The organism is Massilia consociata (genome assembly GCF_042432755.1).
GTDB classification, from domain to species: Bacteria; Pseudomonadota; Gammaproteobacteria; order Burkholderiales; family Burkholderiaceae_D; genus Telluria; species Telluria consociata.
Genome location: NZ_JBHLWP010000016.1, coordinates 1 through 25,932, shown reverse-complemented (window position 1 = coordinate 25,932; position 25,932 = coordinate 1). Strand labels below are relative to the sequence as shown.

At 65.5% G+C, this 25,932-nt stretch carries 18 protein-coding genes and 1 tRNA gene; 9 read left to right on the top strand and 10 right to left on the bottom strand.

Annotated elements, in window-relative coordinates:
- Window positions 1–433: 433 nt before the first annotated feature.
- The 6 genes from mqo to ACFFJK_RS17280 form a co-directional block, all read right to left on the bottom strand.
- On the bottom strand, window positions 434–2,152 hold the full coding sequence (mqo, locus tag ACFFJK_RS17305) for a malate dehydrogenase (quinone) (protein WP_379680774.1): 1,719 nt from the start codon (window positions 2,150–2,152) through the stop codon (window positions 434–436).
- A gap of 334 nt (window positions 2,153–2,486) precedes the next feature.
- Window positions 2,487–2,627, bottom strand: coding sequence for a hypothetical protein (locus ACFFJK_RS17300; protein WP_379680773.1), 141 nt, complete (start codon window positions 2,625–2,627; stop codon window positions 2,487–2,489).
- A 476-nt stretch (window positions 2,628–3,103) separates the two neighbouring features.
- Window positions 3,104–3,179, bottom strand: a tRNA-Phe gene (locus ACFFJK_RS17295).
- Window positions 3,180–3,247: 68 nt separating this feature from the next.
- Entirely contained in the window at window positions 3,248–3,814 is a 567-nt protein-coding gene (locus ACFFJK_RS17290; protein WP_379680772.1) for a lipocalin family protein, read from the bottom strand.
- Between the two features lie 80 nt (window positions 3,815–3,894).
- A complete protein-coding gene (locus ACFFJK_RS17285) occupies window positions 3,895–4,380 on the bottom strand; it encodes an acyl-CoA thioesterase (RefSeq protein ID WP_379680770.1) in 486 nt (161 codons plus the stop codon).
- 94 nt (window positions 4,381–4,474) lie between these two features.
- Entirely contained in the window at window positions 4,475–6,283 is a 1,809-nt protein-coding gene (locus ACFFJK_RS17280; RefSeq protein ID WP_379680769.1) for a methyl-accepting chemotaxis protein, read from the bottom strand.
- A 256-nt stretch (window positions 6,284–6,539) separates the two neighbouring features.
- On the opposite strand from ACFFJK_RS17280, the gene epsC reads away from it, so the two are divergent.
- On the top strand, window positions 6,540–7,454 hold the full coding sequence (gene epsC / locus ACFFJK_RS17275) for a serine O-acetyltransferase EpsC (protein WP_379680768.1): 915 nt from the start codon (window positions 6,540–6,542) through the stop codon (window positions 7,452–7,454).
- 46 nt (window positions 7,455–7,500) lie between these two features.
- Entirely contained in the window at window positions 7,501–8,205 is a 705-nt protein-coding gene (locus ACFFJK_RS17270) for an alpha/beta fold hydrolase (RefSeq protein ID WP_379680767.1), read from the top strand.
- Between the two features lie 4 nt (window positions 8,206–8,209).
- Here the strand turns inward: ACFFJK_RS17270 and uvsE are convergent, their stop codons facing one another.
- Entirely contained in the window at window positions 8,210–9,106 is an 897-nt protein-coding gene (uvsE, locus tag ACFFJK_RS17265) for a UV DNA damage repair endonuclease UvsE (protein ID WP_379680765.1), read from the bottom strand.
- 210 nt (window positions 9,107–9,316) lie between these two features.
- Here uvsE and ACFFJK_RS17260 point away from each other — a divergent pair, with 210 nt between their 5' ends.
- On the top strand, window positions 9,317–9,859 hold the full coding sequence (locus ACFFJK_RS17260; RefSeq protein WP_379680763.1) for a hypothetical protein: 543 nt from the start codon (window positions 9,317–9,319) through the stop codon (window positions 9,857–9,859).
- A gap of 18 nt (window positions 9,860–9,877) precedes the next feature.
- On the opposite strand, the gene ACFFJK_RS17255 is transcribed toward ACFFJK_RS17260, so the two are convergent.
- Window positions 9,878–10,753 carry a CAP domain-containing protein gene (locus tag ACFFJK_RS17255; RefSeq protein WP_379680762.1) on the bottom strand — a complete coding sequence of 292 codons (876 nt, stop codon included), beginning with the start codon at window positions 10,751–10,753 and terminating at the stop codon, window positions 9,878–9,880.
- A gap of 324 nt (window positions 10,754–11,077) precedes the next feature.
- Window positions 11,078–12,937: a hypothetical protein gene (locus ACFFJK_RS17250; RefSeq protein ID WP_379680761.1), complete on the bottom strand. Its 1,860-nt coding sequence runs from the start codon at window positions 12,935–12,937 to the stop codon at window positions 11,078–11,080.
- A gap of 492 nt (window positions 12,938–13,429) precedes the next feature.
- Between ACFFJK_RS17250 and ACFFJK_RS17245 the strand changes: the two genes are divergently transcribed.
- The 4 genes from ACFFJK_RS17245 (at window position 13,430) to ACFFJK_RS17230 (ending at window position 19,949) form a co-directional block, all read left to right on the top strand.
- Entirely contained in the window at window positions 13,430–14,224 is a 795-nt protein-coding gene (locus tag ACFFJK_RS17245; protein WP_379680759.1) for an NF038120 family PEP-CTERM protein, read from the top strand.
- Between the two features lie 19 nt (window positions 14,225–14,243).
- Entirely contained in the window at window positions 14,244–17,432 is a 3,189-nt protein-coding gene (locus tag ACFFJK_RS17240) for a S8 family serine peptidase (protein WP_379680758.1), read from the top strand.
- A gap of 206 nt (window positions 17,433–17,638) precedes the next feature.
- On the top strand, window positions 17,639–18,991 hold the full coding sequence (locus tag ACFFJK_RS17235; RefSeq protein WP_379680756.1) for a GGDEF domain-containing protein: 1,353 nt from the start codon (window positions 17,639–17,641) through the stop codon (window positions 18,989–18,991).
- Between the two features lie 82 nt (window positions 18,992–19,073).
- Window positions 19,074–19,949 carry a class I SAM-dependent methyltransferase gene (locus ACFFJK_RS17230; RefSeq protein WP_379680755.1) on the top strand — a complete coding sequence of 292 codons (876 nt, stop codon included), beginning with the start codon at window positions 19,074–19,076 and terminating at the stop codon, window positions 19,947–19,949.
- 114 nt (window positions 19,950–20,063) lie between these two features.
- Here ACFFJK_RS17230 and ACFFJK_RS17225 read toward each other — a convergent pair whose 3' ends face one another.
- Window positions 20,064–20,504: a nuclear transport factor 2 family protein gene (locus ACFFJK_RS17225; RefSeq protein WP_379680754.1), complete on the bottom strand. Its 441-nt coding sequence runs from the start codon at window positions 20,502–20,504 to the stop codon at window positions 20,064–20,066.
- Window positions 20,505–20,728: 224 nt separating this feature from the next.
- On the opposite strand from ACFFJK_RS17225, the gene ACFFJK_RS17220 reads away from it, so the two are divergent.
- The gene (locus tag ACFFJK_RS17220) at window positions 20,729–24,013 is read left to right on the top strand and encodes a DEAD/DEAH box helicase (RefSeq protein ID WP_379680752.1); all 3,285 of its coding nucleotides are present in this window, start codon (window positions 20,729–20,731) and stop codon (window positions 24,011–24,013) included.
- A 101-nt stretch (window positions 24,014–24,114) separates the two neighbouring features.
- Window positions 24,115–25,764 carry a M28 family metallopeptidase gene (locus ACFFJK_RS17215; protein ID WP_379680751.1) on the top strand — a complete coding sequence of 550 codons (1,650 nt, stop codon included), beginning with the start codon at window positions 24,115–24,117 and terminating at the stop codon, window positions 25,762–25,764.
- Window positions 25,765–25,932: the final 168 nt, after the last annotated feature.

Sequence of the window (25,932 nt, the reverse complement as noted above, 5' to 3'; positions counted from 1 at the left end):
TTGCTGTCGTTATCCGTGGAGCGCGGCCTTGCACGACGAAGGACGGCCATCGCTATGTCGCTGACCAGACCGGTAGAGCGCGGGGACGGGGATGGGGAGTATTGCATGTCCGCGCAATGATGGGTGCCGGACGAGTTGCGCGATTCGGTCGGCTTTCCGCCGACGCCTCAGTTCGGATTGGCACCGGGAGGAGACCGGACACGCTGACGTGGATGCCGCAAACAAAAACGCCAACCTGCATGGGTTGGCGTTCTGTTGACACTGTTCTTGGTGGCCCGGGGCGGAATCGAACCACCGACACAAGGATTTTCAATACCAGGCTCCCGTCGTACGCGTCGAAGTGCGACTTGGACGGTTAGCCAAGTATCGAGTCTGGCCACTCAACGCATGGAGAGTTTCAAATGAGACATGCTCAAATTGCAGCTAGACAACATTACAGCGCGATGTCAGACACTTTTTTCACTTGCCCAGGTTGAACGATTGCAGCCGAGCCTGGAGTGAAGTTCTCCAGGCTTGGCGACGCGATCGCGAGCTGCAGTGTTTCAGCGGTACTTGCCCAAGTGGCCGCCAGCAGTTGCACATTTTCATGCAATTTTTCCCCATAGGACGGAACAATTTCGCGAATTTTTTCCTGCCAGACGGCTGTCTTCATTTGATCCGGGAAAACTCTCTCCAGCAGCGACAGCATGATCGCTGGCGAAGTAGAGCCACCTGGTGACGCCCCCAGCAACGCAGACACCGAGCGATCTTCGGAAACCACGACTTCCGTACCAAGCTTCAGTACGCCGCCCTTGCCGGGCACGTTCTTGATGATCTGCACACGCTGGCCAGCTTGCCACAAACGCCAATCTTCATCCTTTGCCTCGGGCATGTAGCGGCGCAGCTCTGCCATTTTTTCTTCCTTAGACAGCTGCAATTGTTGCGCGAGATATTTTACAAGCGCAAACTCGTGGGCGCCGACTTGAAGTTGCGGAATGATATTGGAGGGCGTGGTTGCCTTCACGATATCGGAATAAGACCCATTCTTGAGGAATCTGGTGGACCAGGTGGCGAATGGCCCGAACAGTAGTACCGTTTTACCATCCAGCACGCGGGTATCAAGATGGGGCACCGACATCGGTGGCGAACCCGTGTCCGCCATGCCGTACACTTTGGCCAGATGGCGTGAGGCAATTTCCGGATTCTCGGTGACCAGGAACTCGCCGCCGACCGGGAAGCCAGCATACTGTTTTGCTTCAGGAATGCCCGACAACTGTAGCAGCGGCAATGCGGCGCCACCTGCACCGATGAAGACGTGGCGCGCATCAACCGTCTGAACCTTGGAACTGTCGTTGACGTCGAACGCCGACACGCGCCAGGATCCATCCTCGTTACGCGTGATCGAGCGGACCTCATACCCGGTCGAGATCTTGCTGCCCACAGTCTGGCTGAGATGCTTGTAGAACTGGCGGGTAATCGCGCCCAGGTTGACGTCGGTGCCGAGCGGCGAACGGGTGGCGGTAAGCACCTCGTCCGGTTTGCGGCCTTCCATCATGATCGGAATCCATTCGGTAATCTTGGCCGGATCGGTCGTCAATTCCATGCCGGCGAACAGCGGCGATGCCTTCAACGCCGCAACGCGCTTGTGCATGAAGTCCCGGTTCTCCTTGCCAAACACCAGATTCATGTGAGGCGTCGAATTGATGAATTCACGCGGATTGCCCAGCACGCCCTTGCGCACCTGATGCGCCCAGAATTGGCGCGAGATCTGGAAGTTCTCGTTGATCTCGATCGCCTTGGCAATATGCACTTGCCCCTTATCGTCCACCGGGGTGTAGTTCAGTTCGCAGAGCGCCGAGTGGCCTGTGCCCGCGTTGTTCCAGCCATTGGAACTTTCTTCGGCAACTTTGTCCAGACGTTCGAACACTTCGAAGGTCCATGTTGGCTCCAGTTCGGACAGATAGACACCAAGCGTCGCGCTCATGATGCCGCCACCGATCAGCAGCACGTCAACCGTGCGATCTGCCTTGGCAGCACGGAACTGGCCGCCGAATGCAAGCGAGTAGCCGCCGACGGCGGCTGCAGCGCCGATGGCAGTGCCGATAAACTTGCGTCGGGAGAAGCGCTTGCCGCTGGCGGGCGCTGCTGGATTCTTGCTGGTTTCTTGACTCATACGATGAGCTTCCTGGGAAAGATTGAATGCGAGACGCAACCGTCGGTCAAAGGCGGTGCACAGACGCGAGCTGATGTATCCGGGGGTTACTTTTCTACCAATGGCGCAGTGGTGCCTGCATGCGTGTTGTACTGTCTTGTATTGAAGAGAATTCTTTCCAGCGCATGCCTGAAGGCCTGCGCTTCCTGTTCGCTGAACCCATTGAGCAACTGTCCGTAATCTTGTGGAGCGCCGCGTTGATCTGTGGGCAGAGCGCGGCGCCTTTATCGGTCAGGACAACATTGACCTGGCGACGGTCTTCCAGGTCGCGCACCTTGCGGACGATCCCTTTGGCTTACAGGCGGTCCAGTAGACGCGACATTGGGCCAGGCTCGATCCCGGCCAGCTGGCAAAATTCGTTGACGGTCCGCGCGTAATTGCGCCTCGCACTGATGACCACGACAAACTGCAACGCGGTCAGGTCCAGCGGCAGCATTTCTTTATCAAGCGCTGCAAACAACGCGTTGCGAGCTTGGCTGATCAGCTAACCAAACTGTTCATTTTTTGATTCTGAAATACAGCCATAAGTCTGAAAAAATAAGAATTATATTTGCCTAGGGAAATATAATTAATTGTGGATTCCCCGTAGTCAACAGTTCGCCACCATGCCGACGATTGCTATGGCGTTGGAGGCTAGACAACGGGTAGTGAAGCGGGATGCTTGCCTGAACTTGGGAAGGTCGGCACGACAATGGGGAGTTGGCGTCAAGAGCCGCTGTCTGAGGAGCGGACGGAGATCGACCGACATGGGGAAAGACGATCCCGGTTGAGTCCGGCGTGCAACCACGAGGACGCGTAGGGCCGCGACACCTGGAGCGACGTGGATTCGTTCACGGGTGTTACGCAAGGACGACGAAGTCCAGAAACAAAAACGCCAACCTGCATGGGTTGGCGTTTTGTTGACACTGTTCTTGGTGGCCCGGGGCGGAATCGAACCACCGACACAAGGATTTTCAATCCTCTGCTCTACCAACTGAGCTACCAGGCCAAGGGCTCGCATTCTAGCACAAGCATTCGCGCTGCGGTAGTGCTTTGCCGAAATCGGTTTCGCCGAGTCTAGTGCGCCTGTTTTGTCAGCACCAGCCGCTTCATGTCGAGCCCCTGGGCGGCCAGCCGGCCCAGCAGGGCGCCGTAGGCGGCCGGGTCGACCTGGGGCGTGCGTGACAGGATCCACAGGTATTCGCGTTTCGGCTCGCTGACCGCGGCCAGCCGGTAATCCGGATCGAGGTCGATCACCCAGTAGTCGCCCCAGACCATCGGCAGGAAGGACACGATGGCCGGCGCGAAGCGCACCTTCAGTTTCGGCGAGGCCGGGCCGCCCAGCTGGCGCGCCACGCCTGCGGCGTTGTCGGTGCCGCCGTCCGCCAGCCGGCAACGGTTGACGACCTCCACGCGGCCGTCTTCGCGCAGGCTGTAGGTGGCGGTGGTGTAGCCGATGCACTTTTCCTGGAATTCATTGGGGAACTTGGCGATCTCGTACCAGGTGCCCATGTAGCGCTTGAGGTCGAGAGCCGGGATGGTGGCGAGCGGCCCGGCGCCGGCCGGCGCCGGGCTTGTTGCACGGACGTCGGGCGTGAGCAGCGCCAGCGCTGCAAGCAGGGCGGTGCCGATGCTGGATTTCATGCGCGCTCCCGGGAATGGACGAGCGCCTATCGTACCTGCCCGTGCGGCGCGCCGACGCACGCCAGCACGGCGTTGACCGGTCAGGAGCGGACGGCGGCGCGCCCGGCGTGCCTGCGTTCGAGTTCCAGGCGGGCTGCCTTGCGGCCCTTGGCTTCCTCGAAACGGCGTTCCTCGTCGGGCGTCGACGGGCTCAAGGGCGGCACGGCTACCGGCTTGCGCTCGTCGTCCACCGCGACCATCGTGAAAAAACAGCTGTTCACATGGCGCACCGCCTGCAAACGGATGTCCTCGGCGATCACCTTGATGCCGATTTCCATCGAGCTGCGGCCGGCATAGTTCACCGAGGCCAGGAATGTCACCAGCTCGCCGACGTGGATCGGCTGGCGGAAGGTCACCTGGTCGACGCTCATCGTCACGACATAGCGGCCGGCATAGCGGCTGGCGCAGGCATAGGCGACCTGGTCGAGCAGCTTGAGGATGGTGCCGCCGTGGACGTTACCGGAAAAATTGGCCGTGTCCGGGGTCATCAGGACCGTCATCGACAGCTGGTGGGAGGGCAGGTTCATGCAGGACTCGACTGGGAACGGGATCGGCACCATGTTGCCACAATACTGATGAGCAGGGGGAAGGGCCGCCAGGCCGGCCCGCCGCCCCCGGTGCTCAGAACTCTTCCCAGGCGTCTTCGGCGGCGGCCGCGCGCTCGGCGCTCGCACTGGCCGGGGAAGGGCGGTTCCCCGTCCTTGCCCGTCGGGCAGGCGCCCCGGCCCCCGCGGCTTTTGCGGCTGCAGCGGCCGGCGAGGCCGCCGTGGGCGGAGCAGCGGAAGTGGCAGGCGTTGCCGGCGCGGCCTTCGCCGCTGCCGCGGCGATGCGCGGTGCCGCCGGTGCTGTGGCGCGTGCCGGCTTTTTCGGCAGCTTGAACAGCGCCACCAGCTGCGCCAGGCGCGCGGCCTCGTCCTTCATCGATTCGGTGGCCGCCGCCGATTCCTCGACCAGGGTCGCATTCTGCTGGGTGACGCCGTCCATGTCCGCCACCGCCCCATGCACCTGCTGGATGCCGCTCGCCTGTTCCTTGCTCGAGTCGACGATCTCGGCCATGATCGCGGTCACCCGGGCGATGCTCTCGACGATGCCGTTCATGGTCGTGCCGGCGCGGCCGGCCAGCTCGGCGCCGCTCGATACGCGCTGGGTCGAGTCGTCGATCAGCTCCTTGATTTCCTTGGCCGCCGCCGCCGAGCGCTGCGCCAGCGAACGCACCTCGCCGGCCACCACGGCAAAGCCACGGCCCTGCTCACCCGCGCGGGCGGCTTCGACAGCAGCATTCAGCGCCAGGATATTGGTCTGGAAGGCGATGCCGTCGATGACGGCGATGATGTCGACGATGCGGGCCGAAGATTCGTTGATCGACCCCATGGTGTCGACCAGCTGGCCGACCATGGCGCCGCCCTGTTGCGCCACCTTCGAGGCGGCGACGGCGAGGCCGTTCGCTTCCTCGGCATTCGCCGCGCTGTGCTGGACCGCATGCGCCAGTTCGTTCATCGACGATGCCGTCTGTTCCAGCGCCGCCGCCTGGCTTTCGGTGCGGCGCGACAACTCCTGCGCCTCGCTCGCCATCACGTCGACCGATGCCCCGATGGTGCTTGTTCCTTCGCGTACCTGGCCCACGATCGTGGCCAGGCTGTCGCGCATGCGCAGCAGGGCATGCATCAGGCTGACGTCGTCGCCCTGGCGCAGCTCGACCCGCACATCCAGGTTGCCGGCGGCGATTTCGTTGGCGATCCGGGCCGCTTCGGCCGGTTCGCCGCCCAGGCGCCGGAACAGGGCGCGCGAGAACAGGGCGGAGGCGCCCAGGCTGACCGCCAGCGCCAGCCCGCACAAGGCCGCCAGCACCGTGGTGCTAGCGGCGGCGCCGTCGAGCACCTCGGCGCCGGTGGCGTCGATCGTGGTGTACTGCAGCGCCAGCAGTTCCGACACCTTGTCCACGTACTGTTGCGCGCTCGGCATGAAGGTGCTGTCGTACAGGGCCATTGCCTCGGCCGCGTTACCGGCGGCCTTGAGCTGCATCACGCGGTCGCGGCTGGAAATGAAGCGCCCGCGTGCCTCGACGGCTGCGTCGAACAAGGCTTTTTCCGAGGGGGTATCGAGCAGCGCGGCGACCTTGCCCTGCAATTCGGTAGTGCGCCGGCTCGACTCGGTGCTCTCGGCCGCGAACACCTTGGCCAGTTCCGGATCGGCCGAGCGGGCCACGGCCGCGGTACGCTTGGCCGAGACCGACAGGTTGAGCAGCCACTGCGAGACAAGGCGCTCCTTGGCCAGCGGATGCTGGATGCGCGCCTCCGTTTCCTGCGACAGCAGTTGCAGGCGCCAGATCGCGACGGCGGCGGACAGGAAGGAGATGGCAATGACGAACGCGAATGCGATGCGCAGTTGGGTGCGAACGTGCATGCGGACATGGGTGGCTGCTGTGGACACTTCGGCTCCTGGATCGTGATGGGCAATGCCGCAGCCCCTGAGGCGGGACACGGCGGGATGCCCCGTTAGGGAACGGGCGGCCGTGCCGGCGGCGACAACGACGCATATTCCGGAAAACAATTAACGTAAAGCAAAATGCAGACCGGGGGTGGCCGAATGAATCAAACCGGGCGCCAATAGCCATACGACGATTTACTTATATCTAGCTGTGATCTAAATCGTTCTCTTTCGTCCAGGTCTCAGGTAGGCTCGGCGGATGAACAGCGATTTCTCTTCTTCCGGCTCCGTGCAGTGGCACCTGGGCCCGATCATCGACGCGCTGCGCACCTCGCGCGAGTCGACCCACAACATCCGCCACCAAGGGCGCGTGCGCGAACTGCCGTCGCGCGAGGTGCTGGGCCAGGTGGTGCACGGCGTCTCGGCGGCGCTGTTCCCGACGCACTACGGGCGTCCGGACCTGAACGACGAGAGCATCGACTACTTCGTCGGCGACACGCTCAACGTGACGCTCGACCGGCTGGTCGGACAGGTGCGCCGGGCCCTGCGCTTTACCCCGCAGTTCGCGGAAGCCGACGAGGCGCTCCTTGCCGAGCAGGCGCGTACCATCACGCGCGCGTTCGCGGCCAGCCTGCCTGGGATCCGGGCGCTGCTGGTGTCGGACGTGCAGGCCGCGCTCGCGGGCGACCCCGCGGCCAGTTCGGTGGCGGAAATCATGCTGTGCTATCCCGGCACCATCGCCATCCTGTACCACCGCCTGGCGCACTGCCTGCACCGCCTGGGCGTGCCCTTCCTGGCGCGCCTGATCGCCGACATCGGCCATTCGCTGACCGGCATCGACATCCATCCCGCGGCGGAAATCGGAGGCAGCTTTTTCATCGACCATGGCACCGGCGTCGTCATCGGCGAAACCGCGATCATCGGCGAGCGCGTGCGCCTGTACCAGGCGGTGACGCTGGGCGCCAAGCGCTTCCCGGTGGACGCCAGCGGGGCCCTGGTGAAAGGGGCGCCGCGCCACCCGATCGTGGAGGACGATGTCGTCATTTACGCGGGCGCCACGGTGCTGGGACGCATCACGGTGGGGGCCGGATCGACCATCGGCGGCAACGTGTGGCTGACGCAGAGCGTCCCGCCGGGCAGCAATGTGTCGCAAGCGCAGTCGCGCAATACCTGACGCTGCTCCCGGGTGGGGCAACTCCGCGCTTTGCTATCATGGCGCGATGTCTATCCTCCTCGTACCCGGCTACATGCTCGACGAGACGCTCTGGGACGACGTGCTTGGGCCGCTCGGCAAGTTCGGGCCGCTGGTGCACGCCGACCTGCGTCACGACGCCACCATCGAAGCGATGGCCCGGCGCGCCCTGTCCGGCGCTCCCGACACCTTCATCCTGGTCGGTTTCTCGATGGGTGGTTATGTTGCCCGGGAAATGGTCCGCCTCGCGCCCGAGCGGGTGCGGGCGCTGGTCCTGATCGCCACCTCGACGCGTCCCGACTCGCCCGCGCTGCGGCAGAGCAGGGGCAGGGTCGGCAAGGCCGCGCCTTCGGTCTCGTTCTCCGGCCTGAGCCGCGTCGCGATCGCCACCTCCCTGCATCCGAAGGAACGCGACAACGAGGCCATGATCGAGCGCGTGCGCGCGATGAGCGTGCGCCTGGGCGGCGAGGTGTTCCGCCGCCAGTCGATGCTGGAGCGCGCGAGCGACCTCGGCCGGCTGCACGCCATCCGCTGCCCGACCCTGGTCATCGCCGCAGGGCAGGACCGCCTGCGCAGCCGCGAGGAGTCCGAAGAACTGCACGCGGGCATTGCTGGTTCCGAACTGGTCGTGATCGAAGACAGCGGCCACATGCTGCCGATCGAGGCGCCCGGTGCGCTCGCCGGCGTTATCGTGCCCTGGCTCGAACGGGTGCTCCCCGGCCGGGGCGCTTGACCGGCTAACCGGCGGCGACACCCGCCCTTGACCAGCCGCGCAGGCCGCGGATCGCTTCTTCCTTGCGCTTGGCTTCGATCTCGATGTAGGGCGCAGCGAGGTAGCACGAGGGCATCACGCCGATCAGGTCGGAATGCTGGCGGTCGTTGAAGCCGTCGCGGCCGTTCGAGATGTGCACCAGCTGGTGTGCAGGGTCGCGCCAGGTTTCGCGCGCCTTCAGGAGCATGGCGCCCACGCTCGGGTCCTCGTAGCTCGACAGCTTGTCGTGCACGATGTGGTGGTGGGCGTCGAACACCATCGGCACGCCGGCGCGCATGCAGATCGCGTGGATCTCCTCGGCCCCGTAGGCGTACTCGTCGTTTTCCAGGCCCAGGCGGCAGCGGATGGCATCGGGCAGCGCCGCGATGCGCTCGACCAGCGCATCGGCGCGGTTGCCCTTGCCGCCATGGATTTCCAGCAGGGCCCAGGGCGAGCGTGGCTGGTCGAGCAGGTCCATGATGTCGGCATGCATTTGCAGGATCTTGACGCTGTTCGCCACCACGGCTTCGGAATCGGAATTGAGCACGACGAACTGGTCCGGGTGCATCACCAGGCGGATGCCGCGTTCGAGCGCGCGCCGGCCCGAGCGCCCCAGGGTGGCGGCGAAGGGCGCCAGCACTTCGCGGCCGATGTCTTCGTCGGCGAAGGGAAAGATCGAGGAGGGCAGGCGGTAGAGCTTGATGTCTTCGGCCTCGCAGTAACGCATGGCATTGTCGAGGGTCTGGATGTTGTCCCGATAAATGTCTTCGAGCAGTTTCCGCTGGACGTCGAGGCTGTGCTCGAGCAGGCGCTTGCGCGTGATCGTACGGTAGCGGACATCTTTCGACGCGGTAATGCACACGAGGCCGAGGTGTGGTTGCATGGTTTGCCTGTAGTGACTTTCTACTGGGAGAAAGCAGTCTATCCCAGAAGGATGTCGGGCGAGGTACGGCAGGACCTGCAGGGCCGGGGTCGGCTGGCGGCCGGTATCGGGCCCGATATGCGCGCCCGTGTGCGGGGAAGTTCGGCAGAATGCCCTGCATGGGCCGGGCTTCCGGCCAGCCAGTACGCGAACGCTCAACAGGAGGACATCATGACCGACCAACAACGCGATACGCAAAACCAGCAAAACCAGCAGAACCAGCAGAACCAGCAGAACCAGCAGAACCAGCAGAACCAGCAGAACCAGCAGAACCAGCAGAACCAGCAGGGCGCACAGGAAGGCACCCAGCAAGTCACGCGCAGCGACACGCTGGCCGAAGGCGGCGCGCAACCGGTGATGGGGCAGGCCCGGCCGGGAGCGGAGATCGTCGGCGCGGCCGGCGGCACCGATGCGTCGGCAGCCGCTGCGCAATCGGGCAACCAGGGGCCGGGCGGCGCCGGCATGCGCCAGCAGAATGCGGCCGAGGGCGTGCCCGGCACCCCGGGTGGCTCGTTCGGTGGCGGCGGCAGCCCGGCAGCTGGCGCCTCGGCCGCCGGCGGCAATGCGATGGGAGAAGCCGCATCGGCGGACGATACCCGTACCGGTACCGGCACCTCGTCCGGTCACGGCACTTCGGTGGCAGGCGGCGACCCGAGCAGCGGCGCGACACTGCCGCCCGGTAAGCAGGGAGGCGGTGGCGCATCGACCGCCTGACAACCGGCAAAGCGGCGGCTAGCGCGGTCGGCCGAACACCTGGGTCCAGTAAACGATGCCGGCGCGGCGCTCCGCCGCGACCCCATAGGCGGCGCCCATTTCCGTGAAGCCCGGGTTCATGATGTTGGCGCAGTGGCCCGGGCTGTCGAGCCAGCCGGCGACGGCTTCCTCGGGTGAGCTCTGGCCGAAGGCGATGTTCTCGCCGACGCGCTGCCACTGGTAGCCGGCGCGACCCGCCCGGTCGGCCGCCATGCTGCCATCCTTGCCCCGGTGGCTGAAGTAGCGGCGCGCGGCCATGTCGCGGCTGTGGGCCAGTGCGGCCTGGCCCAGTTGCGGGTTCCAGCTGACCGGCGGCGCTGGCGGGTACTGCCGGTTGCCGCAGTTGCGCGCGCTGGCGCGCGCCGCGTTCACGCCGGCCAGGATGGCCTTGCCGGCCTCGTTCCAGTCAGGGAAGGTCTCGGACGGCAGCGGCGGCGCCGGACGTGCGAAGATCACCGTCCATTCCTTGCCGTCGCGGTAGCTGCCGACCGCCGAGAAGCGGGTGCTGAGCAGTGTCTTGCAATATTTTTCCTGTAGCACTTTCATGGCGTCCGCCGCATTCTCCGGGCCGGTCACGCTGATCGCGTCTGCCTGCTCGGCGGCATAGCCGACGCGCTCGAGCGCCGATTCGATGAAGGTCGCCGGGCCGATGCGTACGCGCGCCAGCGCAGGATGCGCCGCGAGCGGCGTGGCCGGGGCGGCGGCGCGACCCTCGCAGACGCCCGGCGCGGCGCGGTAGGCATTGATCAGGGTGGTCAGCTGTTCGGCGCCATAGGTCGGGGATGCAACGGCTCCCGCCAGGCCAGGCCATGCGGCTGCAAGCGCGAACAGGAGTGCCGGCGCGCTCCGTTCCATCCGGCGGGAACGAATTGGTGATGTCACCATGTGCGATTTCAACATGTGCAATTGCAAGATGGGTTCCTCGTCGCCGACGACGCCCATGCGCAATGCCGGGGCCGGCCGATGGGACAGGCATCGGCATGGCAAAGAGAAATTGACAGGAAATAAAGTCGGGTACAAAGCAAAAACGCCGACCGGCAGGTCAGCGTTCTGTTGGCCAGGCGGGCGGCATTCAGCAGGCCCCGGCGCATCCAATATAGCAGCGGGCTCCGCGCTTGCATAGCGCCCGACTGTAACAAGCCGCTACAGCCGACGCAACAGGCTTGTCCGACAGCAGCGTTACAGGCGCGCGAGCGGCGGCCCGCCCGGCTCGCCCAGCCACGTCGTCTCGAAGCGCTTCTGCGCCGCCGCCAGCGCCGGGGCGTCGCCGCGTTTCTGGTACACCGCCATCAGGCCGCGCAAGGCCCAGCCGTTGCTGGGAGTGCGCGCCAGGGAATCCCGGAACACCTGTTCGGCCGCATCGAGCTGGTTGGTGCGCAGCAGCGCCGCGCCGAGCGACTGGCGTACCGGGTAGTACCAGTGGGGCGGTTCCATGTAGGGCAGCCTGTCTTGTACGGCAATGGCTTCGCGGTAGGCGGCAATCGCCTCGGGCAGCTTGCCACCCGCATCGGCAAGGCGGCCGCGTGCCACCGCGTGCGCGGTCTGCACGATCTCGCGCGCCGGAATGCCCCAGTCTGCGACCGGCTTGAAGTCGGCCTTGCGCTCGATGTGGTCGAGTGCCGCGACTTCCTGCCTGCCTTCGGAAAGCATGCCCTTGCGTGCAAAACCCACTGCCCGCGCGTAATGCCACATGGCCTTGACCAGGACGAAGTCGGGACCGGGGTCGGGCAGCTGCACCAGCACGTCGGGCGAGCTGAACTGCACGTGCGAGAAGTAGGGCGCGGCCTTCACCGGCTGCAGGCTGGGAAATTCCTTCAGCAGTTCAGGATTGATCGATCGATCGAGCTTGCCGGCGGCATCGAGCGCCGTGCGGCCGTCGCCGCCCATCAGGGCCGACACCATCACGAAATGGACATTGTGCGGATAGTAGGCGCCGCGGTACACCGGATCGCTGGGCGAGCGGCCGAAGTACTGCTCGTCGACCGCGATGGCGTCGAGGTTCGACTGCAGCGCCTCGCGGTACATGCCCAGCCGGTAGTAGATGTGCGAGGGCATGTGGACGATGTGGCCCGCGCCCGGGATCTGGCGCGCCAGTACCCGGGCCGCGGGCAGCGCCCGTTCCGGATGCGTGGACGCTTCCACCGCATGGATGTAGTAATGCGCCGCGCCCGGATGGCTGGGATTGCGCTCGAGTACGCGCTCGAGGGCATGCAGCATCTCGGCGGTGCGGTGTTTCGGCTGCGCGCCGCCGGCCTGCCAGTAATCCCACGGCGACAGGTCCATCAGCGACTCCGCGAACAGCACCTGGATGGTGTCGTTGTTCGGGAAGGCGCGCGCCGCCTCGGCCATCGCATCGGCATAGGCCTTGTCGAGCGGCGCGCGGTCGGCCGGCGGCTGCGGCAGGTAGCGCCTGGAAACGGCACGGATCAGGGCCTGCTCCGGTGGCGTGGTCTTGCCGGCAAGCGCCACGGCTTTTGCCGCTGCCGCGGAAGCCGGGGCGACTGCCGACGGGAACATCGGCGCATTGATGTTCGGCCCGAGCACCAGCGCTTCTCCCCAGTAGCACATGGCACAGTCCGGGTCGAGTTGCTGTGCCGCCCGGAATGCGCGCGCCGCCTCGGCATGGTTGAAGCTGAAGGCCAGCCGCATGCCCTGGTCGAAATAGGCCTGGGCCTTCGGATTGCCGGTGGTGACCGGGACGTGCAGGCTGCCGAGATTGTCGTAGAGCGGTGGCAGGGCATCCCTGCCGTCTGCCGGCGCCCTGCCGCCTACGGGCGGCGGCAGGGCCTGGCCGGGCTTGAATGGTGCGGTCTCGGCCTGCGCCAGGACCAGGCGGTCCAGCAGCGGCGGCCGGCCCGCGCGCGCCGGCGCACAGGCGGCGCCAGGAGCGAACAGGGGGTCGAAGGCAGGTTCGGCCGGGGCTTGCGCAGCGCGCGCGGGCGCATTTTCCGCTACCGCCTCTGCAATCGCCGCGGCTGCAGCGGCAACAAGTGCCAGCGCCGCCATACCGGCCGCTGACAGGATACGTACGGATGTCATCGCTTCCCCTCCCACGCATGCGAGCGTCAATCGCGCCCCTGGCGATCTGCCTTGGACTCGATTGAGAAGGTGGAGTTCGGGGATGGTGAAAACGACGATTCCGGCTTGCGATGACTCAGCTTCCTTTACTTTGCCTGGCTTGGGCAATGCACATCGCGCCGTTTATTTTATTGGCAACCTGCAATGAAAATTTCTGTTAAGAAAACATTAAGAAAAATTATCAGCAAGCCAGCTGCTTGTCCAGTAATTTTTCCATTTGTAAAAAAATGTAGAAAAAAAACTACGTGTAGCTGGGGTGCTTTTTTGGATTTTTCATAGAGGAAACCATCTTTTCTTCTGTTTAGTTATTTAAAAGAAAAATTTTATTTAGTGCAATTTTTTGAAAAAGAATTATTTCTCTTGATATAGTTTAAGACACTTTCGTTGAATAAATAGCAGCGAAGTTCATCGACGACAGCGCATCGTTACTAACCCACAAGGCGGAAAACAACAATGACGAAACATATCCAGACGCGTTCCTCCCGTGCCCGGCTCGGGCTCACCAAAGTTGCATTGGCCATGGCCGGCTCGCTTGCGCTGCTCGGTTCGGCGCCGGCTGCAGCCGCGGTCATGAATTTCGAAAGCCAATTGCCATCTGCCCTCAACGGTGGGGACGTGATCGTGGAAAACGGCTTCCAGCTCAAGGTCCTCGACTATGCCGGCCCGGGAGGCACTTCCGGCGCGGGCGGGATCGGCAACAGCCTCGATCCGAACACCTGCGAGCTCGCCGCTTGCCCGGTCGGTAACAACAGCCTGGTCTATTTCGGCATCAACGACGGCAGCGTGGAAATCAGCCGCCTCGGCATCTGGTCGACCTTCACGCTGCGTGGCTTCGACTTCGCGTTCCTGGCGCCGATCGGCAACCTGGCCCCGGGTTCGTATGGCCAGCTGCTCTTGAGCGCGACCACCCAGGCCGGCGCCATCCTCAGTACCGCACTCGACCTGCCGCCCGTGAACGGCGACGGCAAGCCGACCTTCGGCCGTTCGGTCCTGCCGGCCGATTTCCTGAAAGAGACCCTGACCAGCCTGAGCATGCGCGCCTGCGTCAACGACGGCACCAGCTGCATCGTCCCGGACGACGACAGCCCCTTCGTCAATCAGGCTCAATTTGCCTTGGACAACATCGACCTGGGCGAAGTGCCGGAGCCGGGCACCATGGCCCTGATCGGCCTCGGCATGGGCGCGCTCGCGCTGCGCCGCCGCAAAACCGCTGCCGCTGCCGCCGCCGCTGCCACTATCAACGCCTGAGCGCCTGGAGACCAACAACATGAAACTCCGTCCGATCACTTCCGCCGTCCTGCTGTCGCTGTCCCTGCTGGCCGCCAGCGCCGCCCAGGCCGACGGCGAACGCCGTTCCTACATCATCCAGCTGGCCGACAAGCCGGTCGCCACCTATACCGGCGACGTCGCCGGACTGCAGGCCACCAAGCCGGCCGCGGGCCAGCGCCTGAACGTCGACGCTGCCGCCGTCCAGGCCTACATCGGCTACCTCGATGCCAAGAAAGCCGACGTGATGAGCACCATCAGCGGCGCCCCGATCACCAACGAATACAGTGTCGTGTTCAACGGCTTCTCGGCCATGCTGACCGACGACGAAGTGCGCGCGCTGAAGAAGAACAGCGCCGTGCAGGCCATCACGGCCGACTCGATCCTGCAGCTCGACACCAGCTATACCCCGGGCTTCCTCGGCCTGGACGCCCCGGGCGGACTGTGGTCCAAGCTCGGCGGCCAGGGAGCAGCCGGTGAAGACATGATCATCGGTATCGTCGACAGCGGCATCTGGCCGGAGCACGCCAGCTTCGCCGACCGCGTCGATTCCGCCACCGGCACCCCGAGCCATACCGGCGACCAGCAGGTCTATGGCGCGCCGCCGGCCAACTGGAAGGGCGCCTGCGATGAAGGCGAAGGCTTCGCGGCAACGAACTGCAACAACAAGCTGATCGGCGCCCGCTACTTCAAGACGCCGACCCAGACCCTGCACTGGACGGAATTCTCCTCGGCCCGCGACTCGGTCGCCGGTACCGAAGGCTCGGGCGGCCACGGCACCCACGTCGCCAGCACCGCCGGCGGCAATGCCAATTCGCCGGCACTCACCAACGGCGTGAGCCTGGGCAAGATCAGCGGCGTGGCGCCGCGCGCCCGCATCGCCGCCTACAAGGTCTGCTGGACCAGCGCCGCCGGCTCCAACGGCTGCGCAACCTCGAACAGCGTGGCTGCGATCGAACAGGCCGTGAAGGACGGCGTGAACGTCATCAACTTCTCGATCGGACCGAACGCCGGCGGCGGCACCTTCTCGGAAGCGACGGAACAAGCCTTCCTGGGCGCCTCGTCAGCCGGTGTCTTCGTGGCGACCTCGGCCGGTAACGGCGGTCCCGGCGCGACCCGCGTCACCCCGACCGCCCACCTCAGCCCCTGGCTGACCTCGGTCGGCAACGCGACCCACAACCGTCTGTATGCCGGCGATGTCGTGCTCGGCGACGGCGTGGTCCTCACCGGTGCTTCCGGCAACGCCAAGAACGAGCCGACCCAGCTGATCCGTGCACGCGACGCAGCCATGCCGGGCATCGACCCGAACAACGTCAGCCTGAACCGCTGCTTCGGCAAGGCCGACGGCGCGGCGACCCCGGTCTACCTCGATCCGGCCAAGGTGGCCGGCAAGATCCTGGTATGCGACCGCGGCGACAACGTGCTGGTCAACAAGAGTGCCAACGGCAAGAACGCCGGTGCAGTAGGCGTGATCATCGCCAACGTGGCAGGCGGCGCCAATACCATCATCAACCAGGCGCACACGGTCTCGACCGTGCACCTGGCCCAGGCCGATGGCGACAAGCTCAAGGCCTACATGGCGGCCAATCCGTCCGCCAGCGCCTCGATGGGCAACCTGCGCGGCATCCTCGACCCGACCGTCAACGCGCCGATGATGAGCGCAAGCTCCTCGCGCGGCCCGAACGTAGCCAATGCCAACATCCTGAAGCCGGACGTCGCGGCCCCCGGCAGCGACATCCTGGCTGCCGTCACCGCCGACCTGACCCGCGACCAGCGCGACGCGGTCGCCGCCGGCGGCGTGTCGCCGAAGAGCGACTTCGCCTTCTACAGCGGCACCTCGATGGCCTCGCCGCACGTGGCCGGTATCGCCGCGCTGCTCAAGCAGCGCCACCCGGACTGGACCCCGGCCATGATCAAGTCGGCAATGATGACGACGGCCTTCGACGTCTTCGGCGACACCCAGAACGGCATCGTCGGCTGGGACAGCAGCGCGCGCTTCAACGGCAACCTGCCGTGGGGCCAGGGCGCCGGCCATGTCAGCCCGACCAAGGCCGACGATCCGGGCCTGGTGTATGACGCCGGCCTGCCGGACTACATCCGCTTCATGTGCGGTGCCGCCGTGCTCAACCCGTCGTCGGCAGCCTGCGCCAGCTTTGGTGCGATCCCGGCCTATGACCTGAACCTGGCCTCGCTGACCGCCGCCGACGTGCTGGGCGTGCAGACCCTGAAGCGCACCGTGACCAATGTCGGCGCAACCGCCGCGACCTACACCCCGACCGCCACCCTGAATGGCTTCAATGTCGTGGTCGAGCCGGCTTCGCTGACCCTGAATCCAGGGGACAAGGCCGACTTCACCGTCAAGCTGACCCGTACCACCGCACCGTTCAACACCTGGGTGTACGGCAGGCTGACCTGGAACGATGGCGCCGGCCACGTCGTGCGCAGCCCGCTGACGGCACGCGCTTCGTCGCTGGTGACGGTTGCGCAGGTGAGCAGCGAAGCGGTCACCGGCAGCAAGTTCGTCACCGTCGGCACCGGCTTCGGCGGCTCGATGACCGTGGCCAAGGCTGGCCTGATCCCGGCCACCCGCGACGCGCAGACCGTGCTGCAGGCGCCGAACCTCGCGTCGGCCGCCACCACCGCGGCCTGCGCCGCCGGCGGCGGCACCGGTGTCAATGCCCACAACTTCACGGTGCCGGCCGGTACCCAGCTGGCGCGCTTCGCCCTGTTCGACGAAGAAACCTCGGGCAATGGCGCTAGCGACCTCGACCTGCAGCTGATGCGCCAGAACCCGAGCACCAATGCCTGGGCGTCGGTGACCACCAGCGGCAACATGACCTCGAACGAGAACATCCAGCTGGCCAACCCGGCCGCGGGCAACTACCGCGTCTGCGTGATCGGCTACGCGCCGAAGAATGGCGCCGACAGCTACAAGCTGTCGTCGTGGATCGTCACCCCGGCATCGGCCGGTGGCAACTTCAAGGTTACCGCACCGGGCCGCGTGGTCGCGGGCGGCACCGCTACCGTCGGCATGAGCTGGTCGGACCTCGCGGTCGGCACCCGCCACATGGGCGTCGTGACCTACAAGAGCGGCACCACGACCGTCGGCACCACGGTGGTCGAAGTCGACACCACTGATCCGCTGCCGATGTTCCTGAACGCGCGTCCGGAACCCATCCACGCGCTGTAATCGGTACCGGCGCAGCCGCCACGGCGGCTGCGCGCGAATGCCGGGCCGGGCCTGTCGCGTGCAGGCCCGGCCTTTTTCTTGCCGGCCCGCTTTTTATCGGACTTCGGATTTGTTGCTTTTCCCCGCCGCCCACCCCACAATGGATGGCAGCCCCGGCTGTGCAGTGGCAGCACGACCGGCCTGACTTGTACAGGGATTGACGAAACATGACTAGTGGCACGCCGCTCTACAGGAATCACGTCCTGCTGTTATCGCAGAGTTTCTTCATCAAGGACAACCGGGCCGAACTGCTGCTGCACGCCCACAAGTACGACTTCGACATCCTGTTTTTCGACGAGCTGAGCCGCTTTGTCGAGGCCGTCGCCCGCGACGACGAGGGCAATCTCTACGTGATCGACCTCGACGCCCTGCACAACATGCAATCCGACATGCAGGACAGCCGCAAGACCCTGATGCTGGGCGAACTGCTGCAGCGCCTGCCGGGCGACCACAGCTACGTCTACCTGCAAAGCGCACGCCAGGGCGGCCGCTTCCTGCTGCAGCAGCGCCTGGTCGACAGCAACTGCCTGGCCTATGCCGAAAAGCCGATCGCCAACGATGTGTTGGTCGACAAGCTGTTCAACCTGTTCGTGCAGCAGAAGCGCGGCGACCTGGTACGCATGATGGTGCTGGGCGACGCCCCTGGACTGGATCCGGACGCGCTGCTGCGCCAGCGCATCGAACTCATCCCTCATGCCGATGCCCAGACCCTGCACGTGCGCGTCAAGGAAGTGCAGCCCGACATCGTGCTCGTGACCGACGCCGAGTACCGGCGCACCGAAGCCCTGGTGCGGGTGCTGAAGAAGAACATCGAAGCCGATCCGGTGCGCGAGGTGGTGCTGGCGCAATGCCGGCCAGACGATGCACTGTCCATGAACGCACTGGCGAGCGGCTTCGACGCCGTGCTGCCGGCCGGGACGCCCGGCCTGCTGGCGCCGCAACTGGTCAACCGCGCCAACAAAATCCGCGTCAACAAGGACCTGATCGGCAAGGACCGCGCCACCGGCCTGCTCAACAAGGTGGGCCTGCAGCGCAAGGCCCAGGAACTGATCCGCCAGGCCGCGCGCGAGGAGCGGCCGCTTGCCTTCGGCGTGCTCGACATCGACAAGTTCAAGACCATCAACGACACCTGGGGCCACCATTTCGGCGACATCGTCATCAAGCGCCTGTCGCTGGCGCTGGGCGCGCAGCTGGCCGAAGGCGACCTGCTGAGCCGCTTCGGCGGCGAGGAATTCGTCCTGGTGTTCTGGAACTGCACGCTCGAGCAGGGCTGGGGCCGCCTCGACGCCATGCGCCAGGCTTTCGGTGCCATCCCGTTCGAGGTCAAGCCGGGCGAAGTACGACACTTTTCCTTCAGCGGCGGCATGGCCGCCTATCCCGCTTGCCGGAGCGAGAACGAACTGTTCCTGCGCGCCGACGCCATGCTGTACGAAGCGAAGCAGGGCGGCCGCAACCGGATCTGCCCGGCGCCGGCGCCGCAGCGCGTGGCCGGCACGCAGGCCGCGGCGGACGCGCTCTAAACATCTGGCGCAGGCGACCTTTTTTGCGTGCTGCTTGTCCAATGGGTACTTGTCCTCAAGGACATTCCCGAGGAGAGCTGTCATGAACCAACCTGTTGCTTCCACCCCGGCGCCGCGCCAGGCGCCGGACGCCACTGTCCCCGACTATGCCGCGATCAAGCAGCGCCAGCAGGCCACCTGGGCCAGCGGCAACTTCGCGGTGATCGGGGTGACCCTGCAGATCGTCGGCGAGTCGCTTGCCGAGGCGGTCGATATCCACGCCGGCGAACGCGTCATCGACATCGCCGCTGGCAATGGCAACGCCACGCTGGCCGCGGCGCGCCGGTTTGCACGCGTGACCTCGACCGACTACGTGCCGGCCCTGCTCGAAAAAGGCCGCATGCGGGCAGAGGCCGAAGGTTTGAGCGTCGATTTCCGGGAAGCCGATGCCGAGGCGCTGCCCTTCCAGGACGGCAGCTTCGACGTCGCGCTGTCCACCTTCGGCGTGATGTTCACGCCGGAGCACGCCCGCTGCGCCGGCGAGATGCTGCGGGTGGTGCGCGCGGGCGGGCGCATTGGCATCGCCAGCTGGACCCCGGACGGCTTCATCGGCCAGTTGTTCAAGACGGTCGGCAGGCACGTGCCCCCGCCGGCCGGGTTGTCGCCGCCGTCGTTATGGGGCACCGAAGACTACCTGCGCCAGCTGTTCGGCCATGAGGCCGCCAGCATCCGCGCCGAGCGCAGGATCTTCAACATGCGCTACGCCTCGACCCGGCACTGGATCCAGATCTTCCGCGACTACTACGGCCCGGTGCACAAGGCCTTCGGCGCGCTCGACGAGGCCGGCCGCCAGGCGCTGGAACAGGACCTGGCGGCCATGCTCGATCGCTACAACACGGCGGGCGACGCTTCGCTGGTGGTGCCGGCCGAGTACCTCGAAGCGGTGATCTTCAAGCGGCCGCCGGAGGTGCTGCATTGACCGACCGCGAACAGGGCGGACTTAGCGAGAATCGTAGGGTGGGCGGCTCCACCCTACGATTGTCGTTGCTTGCTCGCATGAACCTCCGGGTGGCATTCTTCTTTTACACCCGACTCAATGATGCAGCGCCGCCGTGGGCGCGGCGATCGTGCAGTCGGCGCCGAATGCCCGTTCCGCCGCCGCAATATCGTAGATGGTCTCGAACCGCGCCACCTTGCCGTCGCGTAGCGTGAACACGTGGGCCCACGGGCTGTCATAGCTGCGTCCGCTGGCCCGCACCATCCAGGTGGCTTCGCCGATGACCACCACCTTGTCGCCTTCGGCGATGCATTCCCGGATCTCGAAACGGGTGGCGGCCGAGGCCTTGTCCAGCTTCTGAAAGAAGCGGGCGATCTCATGCTTGCCGTGATAGTCGCCGGCGTAGGGCACGATGTCCGAATCCGGCCCGCTCCAGACGGCATCGTCGTGGCAGCGCTCGAGCAAACTGGCGATGTCGCCTTTCTTGAACAGCTCGTACCCCTCCAGCACCAGGCGCTTGTTGTCCTGCGTGTCCATGGCCTCTCCTCGGTGAGCGGCGCGGCCGGCGGAGCCGGGTGGCCCGCTGCGGCGTGCCGCTGTCTCCAGCCTAGTGCCCCGTGCGCGGAAATCAAGCAGATCCGCTTGCGCGCAGATGCCGTGATGGCGCAGACGACGCGAACGCCGAACCGGCGGTGCGCCAGGGCCCGGTCGGCATCGGCGATAATGCGTGCCGCTTCTTACTTGCCGCACTCGACACGTATATGTATTTCACTCTCGAGGACATCGTCCGCCAGTTCGACCCCACTACCTTCGCGCGCGGGGAGCGCTATGCCCGGGAGGACATGGTCATCAACGTCGAGTTCTTCGACAACGTGATCGAGGGCGAAGTCGAGGGTAGCCAGAACAATGTTTACCAACAAACGATTGTCGTCGAGGCCGGCCGCCATGGCGTTCGTTTCGACAGCGAATGCAGTTGTCCGATGGAGGCAGACTGCAAGCATGTCGTGGCCGTGCTCCTGGCCGGGCTGCAGGCATTCGAGGCCGATGCCACGGATGGATTGCCGCCGGCGGCCGAGCTCTGGCTGCGACAGTTTGCCTCCTTGCAGTCCATCATGCCGATCGGCGCGCCGCCGCCCCCGAAAGAGCGCCTCATTTATGTCCTGATACCCAATCGCAACAATGACATGGTGTACTTGTACCTGTGCAAGGCACGCTTGCGCAAGGATGGCAGCATCGGCGGCGCGACCGTCCATAACGACACCTTTCGTTTGCTTGCGTCGATGCCGGCCTATGTCCAGTCCGAAGACGAAGAGCTGATTCGGCTCTTCGCGGCGTTGCAGACAGGCAGTATCTACCGGCAAGAGGTCCTGCCCGTCGGCCGGCTTGGCGCGCGCCTGCTGAATCAGTTGAGCGCCGCAGGCCGCTTGTGGTGGAGCGCAGCGCTGACCGATCTGCGGCGCGGCGAACTGTTGCAGGTCCATGCGGGGCCGTCGCGGCGCGCGGAACTTGGCTGGCATGCGGAAGATACCGGCGACGGATCGGTCCGGTTGCGCTGGCGTTTCGACGATGGTGAGGTGCTCGGCCACGTGCTGGCAACCGAGCCGGTGCACTACCTGGCAAATGGGCTGCTGGGCGAACTCGTGCTGCCCCAGCAGCTCGCGGCGGTGCCGCTGGAACGCCTGCAGAACCTGGTGCGGCAAGCGCCGCGGCTGGCGGAGCGGCAGCGTACGGTCATGGCCGAGCGTTCGGTGGCACTGGGCCTGGACCATCTGCTGCCGCCGCCGCTGGCAATGCCGACCCGCCACCGCAACGACGTCCTGCCGACTCCCTTGCTGGCCCTGGACAGCCTGCCGGTGTCCGTACGCGGCAGGCTGCAGTGGCACGATCATGCCGTGCTGTTCTTCGATTACGACGGCATGCTGGCCGGCGGAGCCGAGTCGGAGCTGCGCAGGGTGGAAGGGAGCACGATCGAGCTCATCGCGCGCAATGCCGGGGCGGAGGCGGCGGCGCAGGCGGCGCTTGGCGCCCTCGGCTTCGCCGCGCCAGGCGTGGACGCCGTCCTGGCGCAATTGCCTGGCGCACTGGTGTTGCCAACCGATGCGGCGTGGGTGGATTTCGCCCGACACGGCGCGGCGCGCCTGCGCGCCGCCGGCTGGAGGCTCGAGTTCGGCGCCAGCTACCGCTACGATCTGCTGGAAGCGCAGGAATGGTACGCCGAACTGAATGAAGAAGGCGAAGGGGCGGGGGCCTGGTTCGCGCTCGAACTCGGGGTGCTGGTCGATGGTCGGCGCCATTCCCTGCTGCCCTTGCTTCTGGAAATGATACGCGAGGCACCCCGGGATTTCGATGCCGCTGCCCTGGCGGCCCACGACGACGAGGATGCCCTCCTGGTCGACTTGCCGGACCTGACGCGCGTTGCCTTGCCGTGGGGGCGGGTCAAGCCGATCCTGGCCACCCTGGGCGAGCTGTACTTCAGCGACCGTATCGGCGAGGCGCTGCGGTTGCCGGTCATGGATGCGGCCCGGCTTGCCGAGCTGGAGGGGGCGGCGCAGCTGCGCTGGATGGGTGGCGAGCGCCTGCGCGAACTGGGCCGCAAGCTGGATGACTTCCAGGGCATCCGGGAGGTCGGCGCGCCGGCCGGCCTGCAGGCGACGCTGCGTCCCTACCAGCAGGCCGGGCTGGCCTGGATGCAGTTCCTGCGCGAGTACGGTTTCGGCGGCATTCTGGCCGACGACATGGGCCTGGGCAAGACCATCCAGACCCTGGCCCACATCCTGGTCGAAAAGGAAACGGGGCGGCTCGATGCGCCGGCGCTGGTGGTGGCGCCCACCAGCCTGATGGGCAACTGGCAGGACGAGGCCGCCCGGTTCGCTCCGGGACTGCGGGTGCTGCTCCTGCACGGCAAGGAGCGAGCGGCACAGTTCGACCGGATCGACGACGCCGACCTGGTACTGACCACCTACCCGCTGCTGGCGCGCGACGAAGCGGCGCTGCGCCGGCATCGCTACCACCTGCTGATCCTGGACGAGGCGCAATACATCAAGAACAGCCGCTCCAAGGCGGCCCAGGCCGCCCGCTTGCTCGATGCCCGGCATCGTCTTTGCCTGACCGGCACGCCGGTGCAGAACCACCTGGGCGAGTTGTGGTCGCAATTCCACTTCCTGATGCCGGGACTGCTGGGCGAGGAAAAAGCCTTCAACGCCGGGTTCCGCAAGCCGATCGAACAACAGGGCGACAGCATGCGCAGGGACTTGCTGGCGCGGCGGGTAAAACCGTTCATGCTGAGGCGCACCAAGGACAAGGTGGCGACCGAGCTGCCGCCGAAGACGGAGATCGTGTTGCCGGTCGAGTTCGGCGGGGCCCAGCGCGACCTGTACGAAACCGTGCGGCTGGCGATGGACCGCAAGGTACGCGACGAGATCGGCCGCAAGGGAATCGCGCGCAGCCAGATCGTGATCCTCGATGCCTTGCTCAAGCTGCGCCAGGTATGCTGCGACCCGCGCCTGCTCAAGACCGGAAGCGGTACCGTCGATTCGGCGAAGCTGGGTGTGTTGATGGAGCTGCTGGAAACCTTGCTGAGCGAGGGGCGCAAGATCCTGGTCTTTTCGCAGTTCACCAGCATGCTTGCGCTGATCGCGGAGGAATTGCGCGCGCGTGCCGTCGAGTTTGTCGTGCTTACCGGTGATACGGCCGACCGCGCCACCCCGATCGCGGCCTTCCAGCACGGGCAGGCCGGGGTGTTCCTGATCAGCCTGAAGGCCGGCGGCGTCGGGCTCAATCTCACGGCGGCCGACACCGTCATCCACTACGACCCGTGGTGGAATCCGGCCAGCGAAAACCAGGCCACCGACCGTGCCTGGCGCATCGGCCAGGAGCAGCCGGTGTTCGTCTACAAGCTGATCGCGCGCGGCACGCTCGAGGAAAAAATCCAGGACATGCAGCGCCGCAAGGGCGAGCTGGCGAACGGCTTGCTCGATGCCGAAGGCGGCTTGTCGCCCGCCATCGGCGCAGATGACCTGCAGGCGATCTTCGCACCCCTGGCATGAGGCGGCCGTCCGGGAGAGGCTGTCCGCAAGCCGCGACCTGTGCTACTGTAATTGTCTTGCCATCTATTTCTTACTATCTATTACTACGTAGGAGACACGCATTGAAGAACGCTACCCTTGTACTGCTGGGCCTTGCCGTGGCGACCGCGCATGCCGCCGAAGGGCCCCGTTTCGACCCCAAGCGCCTGGCGCAGGACGTGAAAGTATTGTCCTCGGATGAATTCGAAGGCCGCAGCCCGAATACGGCCGGCGAAACCAAGACGGTCGATTACTTGGTGCAACAATTCAAGGCCGCCGGCATGCAGCCGGGCGGCGACCTGGTCGGCGGCAAGCGCGCCTGGACCCAGGACGTGCCGCTCGGCCGTTTCGAGATCAAGGGGCCGGTGAAGCTGACCCTGACCGAGGGCGGCGCCAGCCGCGAGCTCGCACAGGGACCGGACATGGCCGTGCGCGCCTCGATGAGCGGCCTCAAGCAGGTATCCTTCAAGAACGCGCCGCTGGTCTTCGTCGGCTACGGCGTGACCGCGCCGGAACGCAAGTGGGACGACTTCAAGGGCGTCGACCTGAAAGGCAAACTGGCGGTGGTCCTGATCAACGACCCGGATTTCGAGACCGGACAGGGCGAGTTCGGCGGCAAGGCGATGACCTACTACGGCCGCTGGACCTATAAATACGAAGAGATGGCGCGCCGCGGCGCGCTCGGCACCATCATCGTGCACGAAACCGCGCCTGCCTCCTACGGCTGGGCGACGGTGCAGAACTCGAATACCAATGTGATGTACGACGTGGTGCGCAAGGAGCCGCGCAACTCGCATGCGCCGATGGAAGCGTGGATCCAGCGCGATATCGCGGCCGGCATGTTCAAGGCGGCCGGCCTGGATTTCGAGGCGCTCAAGAAGCAGGCGCAAACCCGTGCTTTCAAGCCGGTCGAGTTGAAAGGCGTGAGCTTGTCGGCCGACTACGCGACGGAGTCCCAGGTCGTCACCTCGAAGAACGTGGTTGCCATTCGCGAAGGCAGCAAGCAGCCGAAGCAGGTCGTGATCTACAGCGGCCACTGGGACCATCTCGGCGTCGGCCAGCCTGACGCCACCGGCGACAAGATCTACAACGGTGCGATCGACAACGCGACCGGCATCGCCGCGATGCTGGAACTGGCACGCGTCTACGGCAAGCAGCCGGCGCCGCAGCGCAGCGTCGTGTTCCTGGCCGTGACCGCGGAAGAAAAGGGGCTGCTCGGTTCCGAATACTACGCTTCGAATCCCCTGTATCCGCTGGCCTCGACGGTGGGTGTGATCAACATGGACGCGCTCGACCCGCGCGGCCCCGCGCGCGACTTCACCATCTCGGGCAGCGCCAAGCTCGATCTGCTGGACCGCCTGGTGGCCAAGGCCAAGCAGTGGGACATGCGTTATTCGCCGGATCCGAAGCCGGAAGCGGGCTACTTCTTCCGTTCCGACCACTTCCCGTTCGCCAAGCGCGGCGTGCCGGCGATTTCCTTCGGCTCCGGCAAGGACTGGATCGATGGCGGCACCCAGGCGGGCATGGCGGCTGAAGCGGCCTACACCGAGAAGAGCTATCACCAGCCGTCGGACGAATTCGACCCCGCCTGGACCTTCACCGGCATGGCACGCGACCTGGAGCTGCTCTACGCCGTGGGTTCCGAGCTGGCCAACTCGACCGCCTGGCCGAACTGGTCGCGCGATTCCGAGTTCCGGGTGGCGCGCGACAAGTCGGCGTCCCAGCGAAAGTAAAGGACGTTTCGTTCGCGCAAAATAAAAACGCCACCGGAAGGTGTAATGCCGTTCAGTTAAGGTAGCTTCTTGACCTTCCGGACAGCATAACGCTTCGGCGTTGCCTTGACGGCCCGGTCGCATTTGCGGCCGGGCCGTTCGTCTTTCAGAAGGCTAACCAGCCTTTCT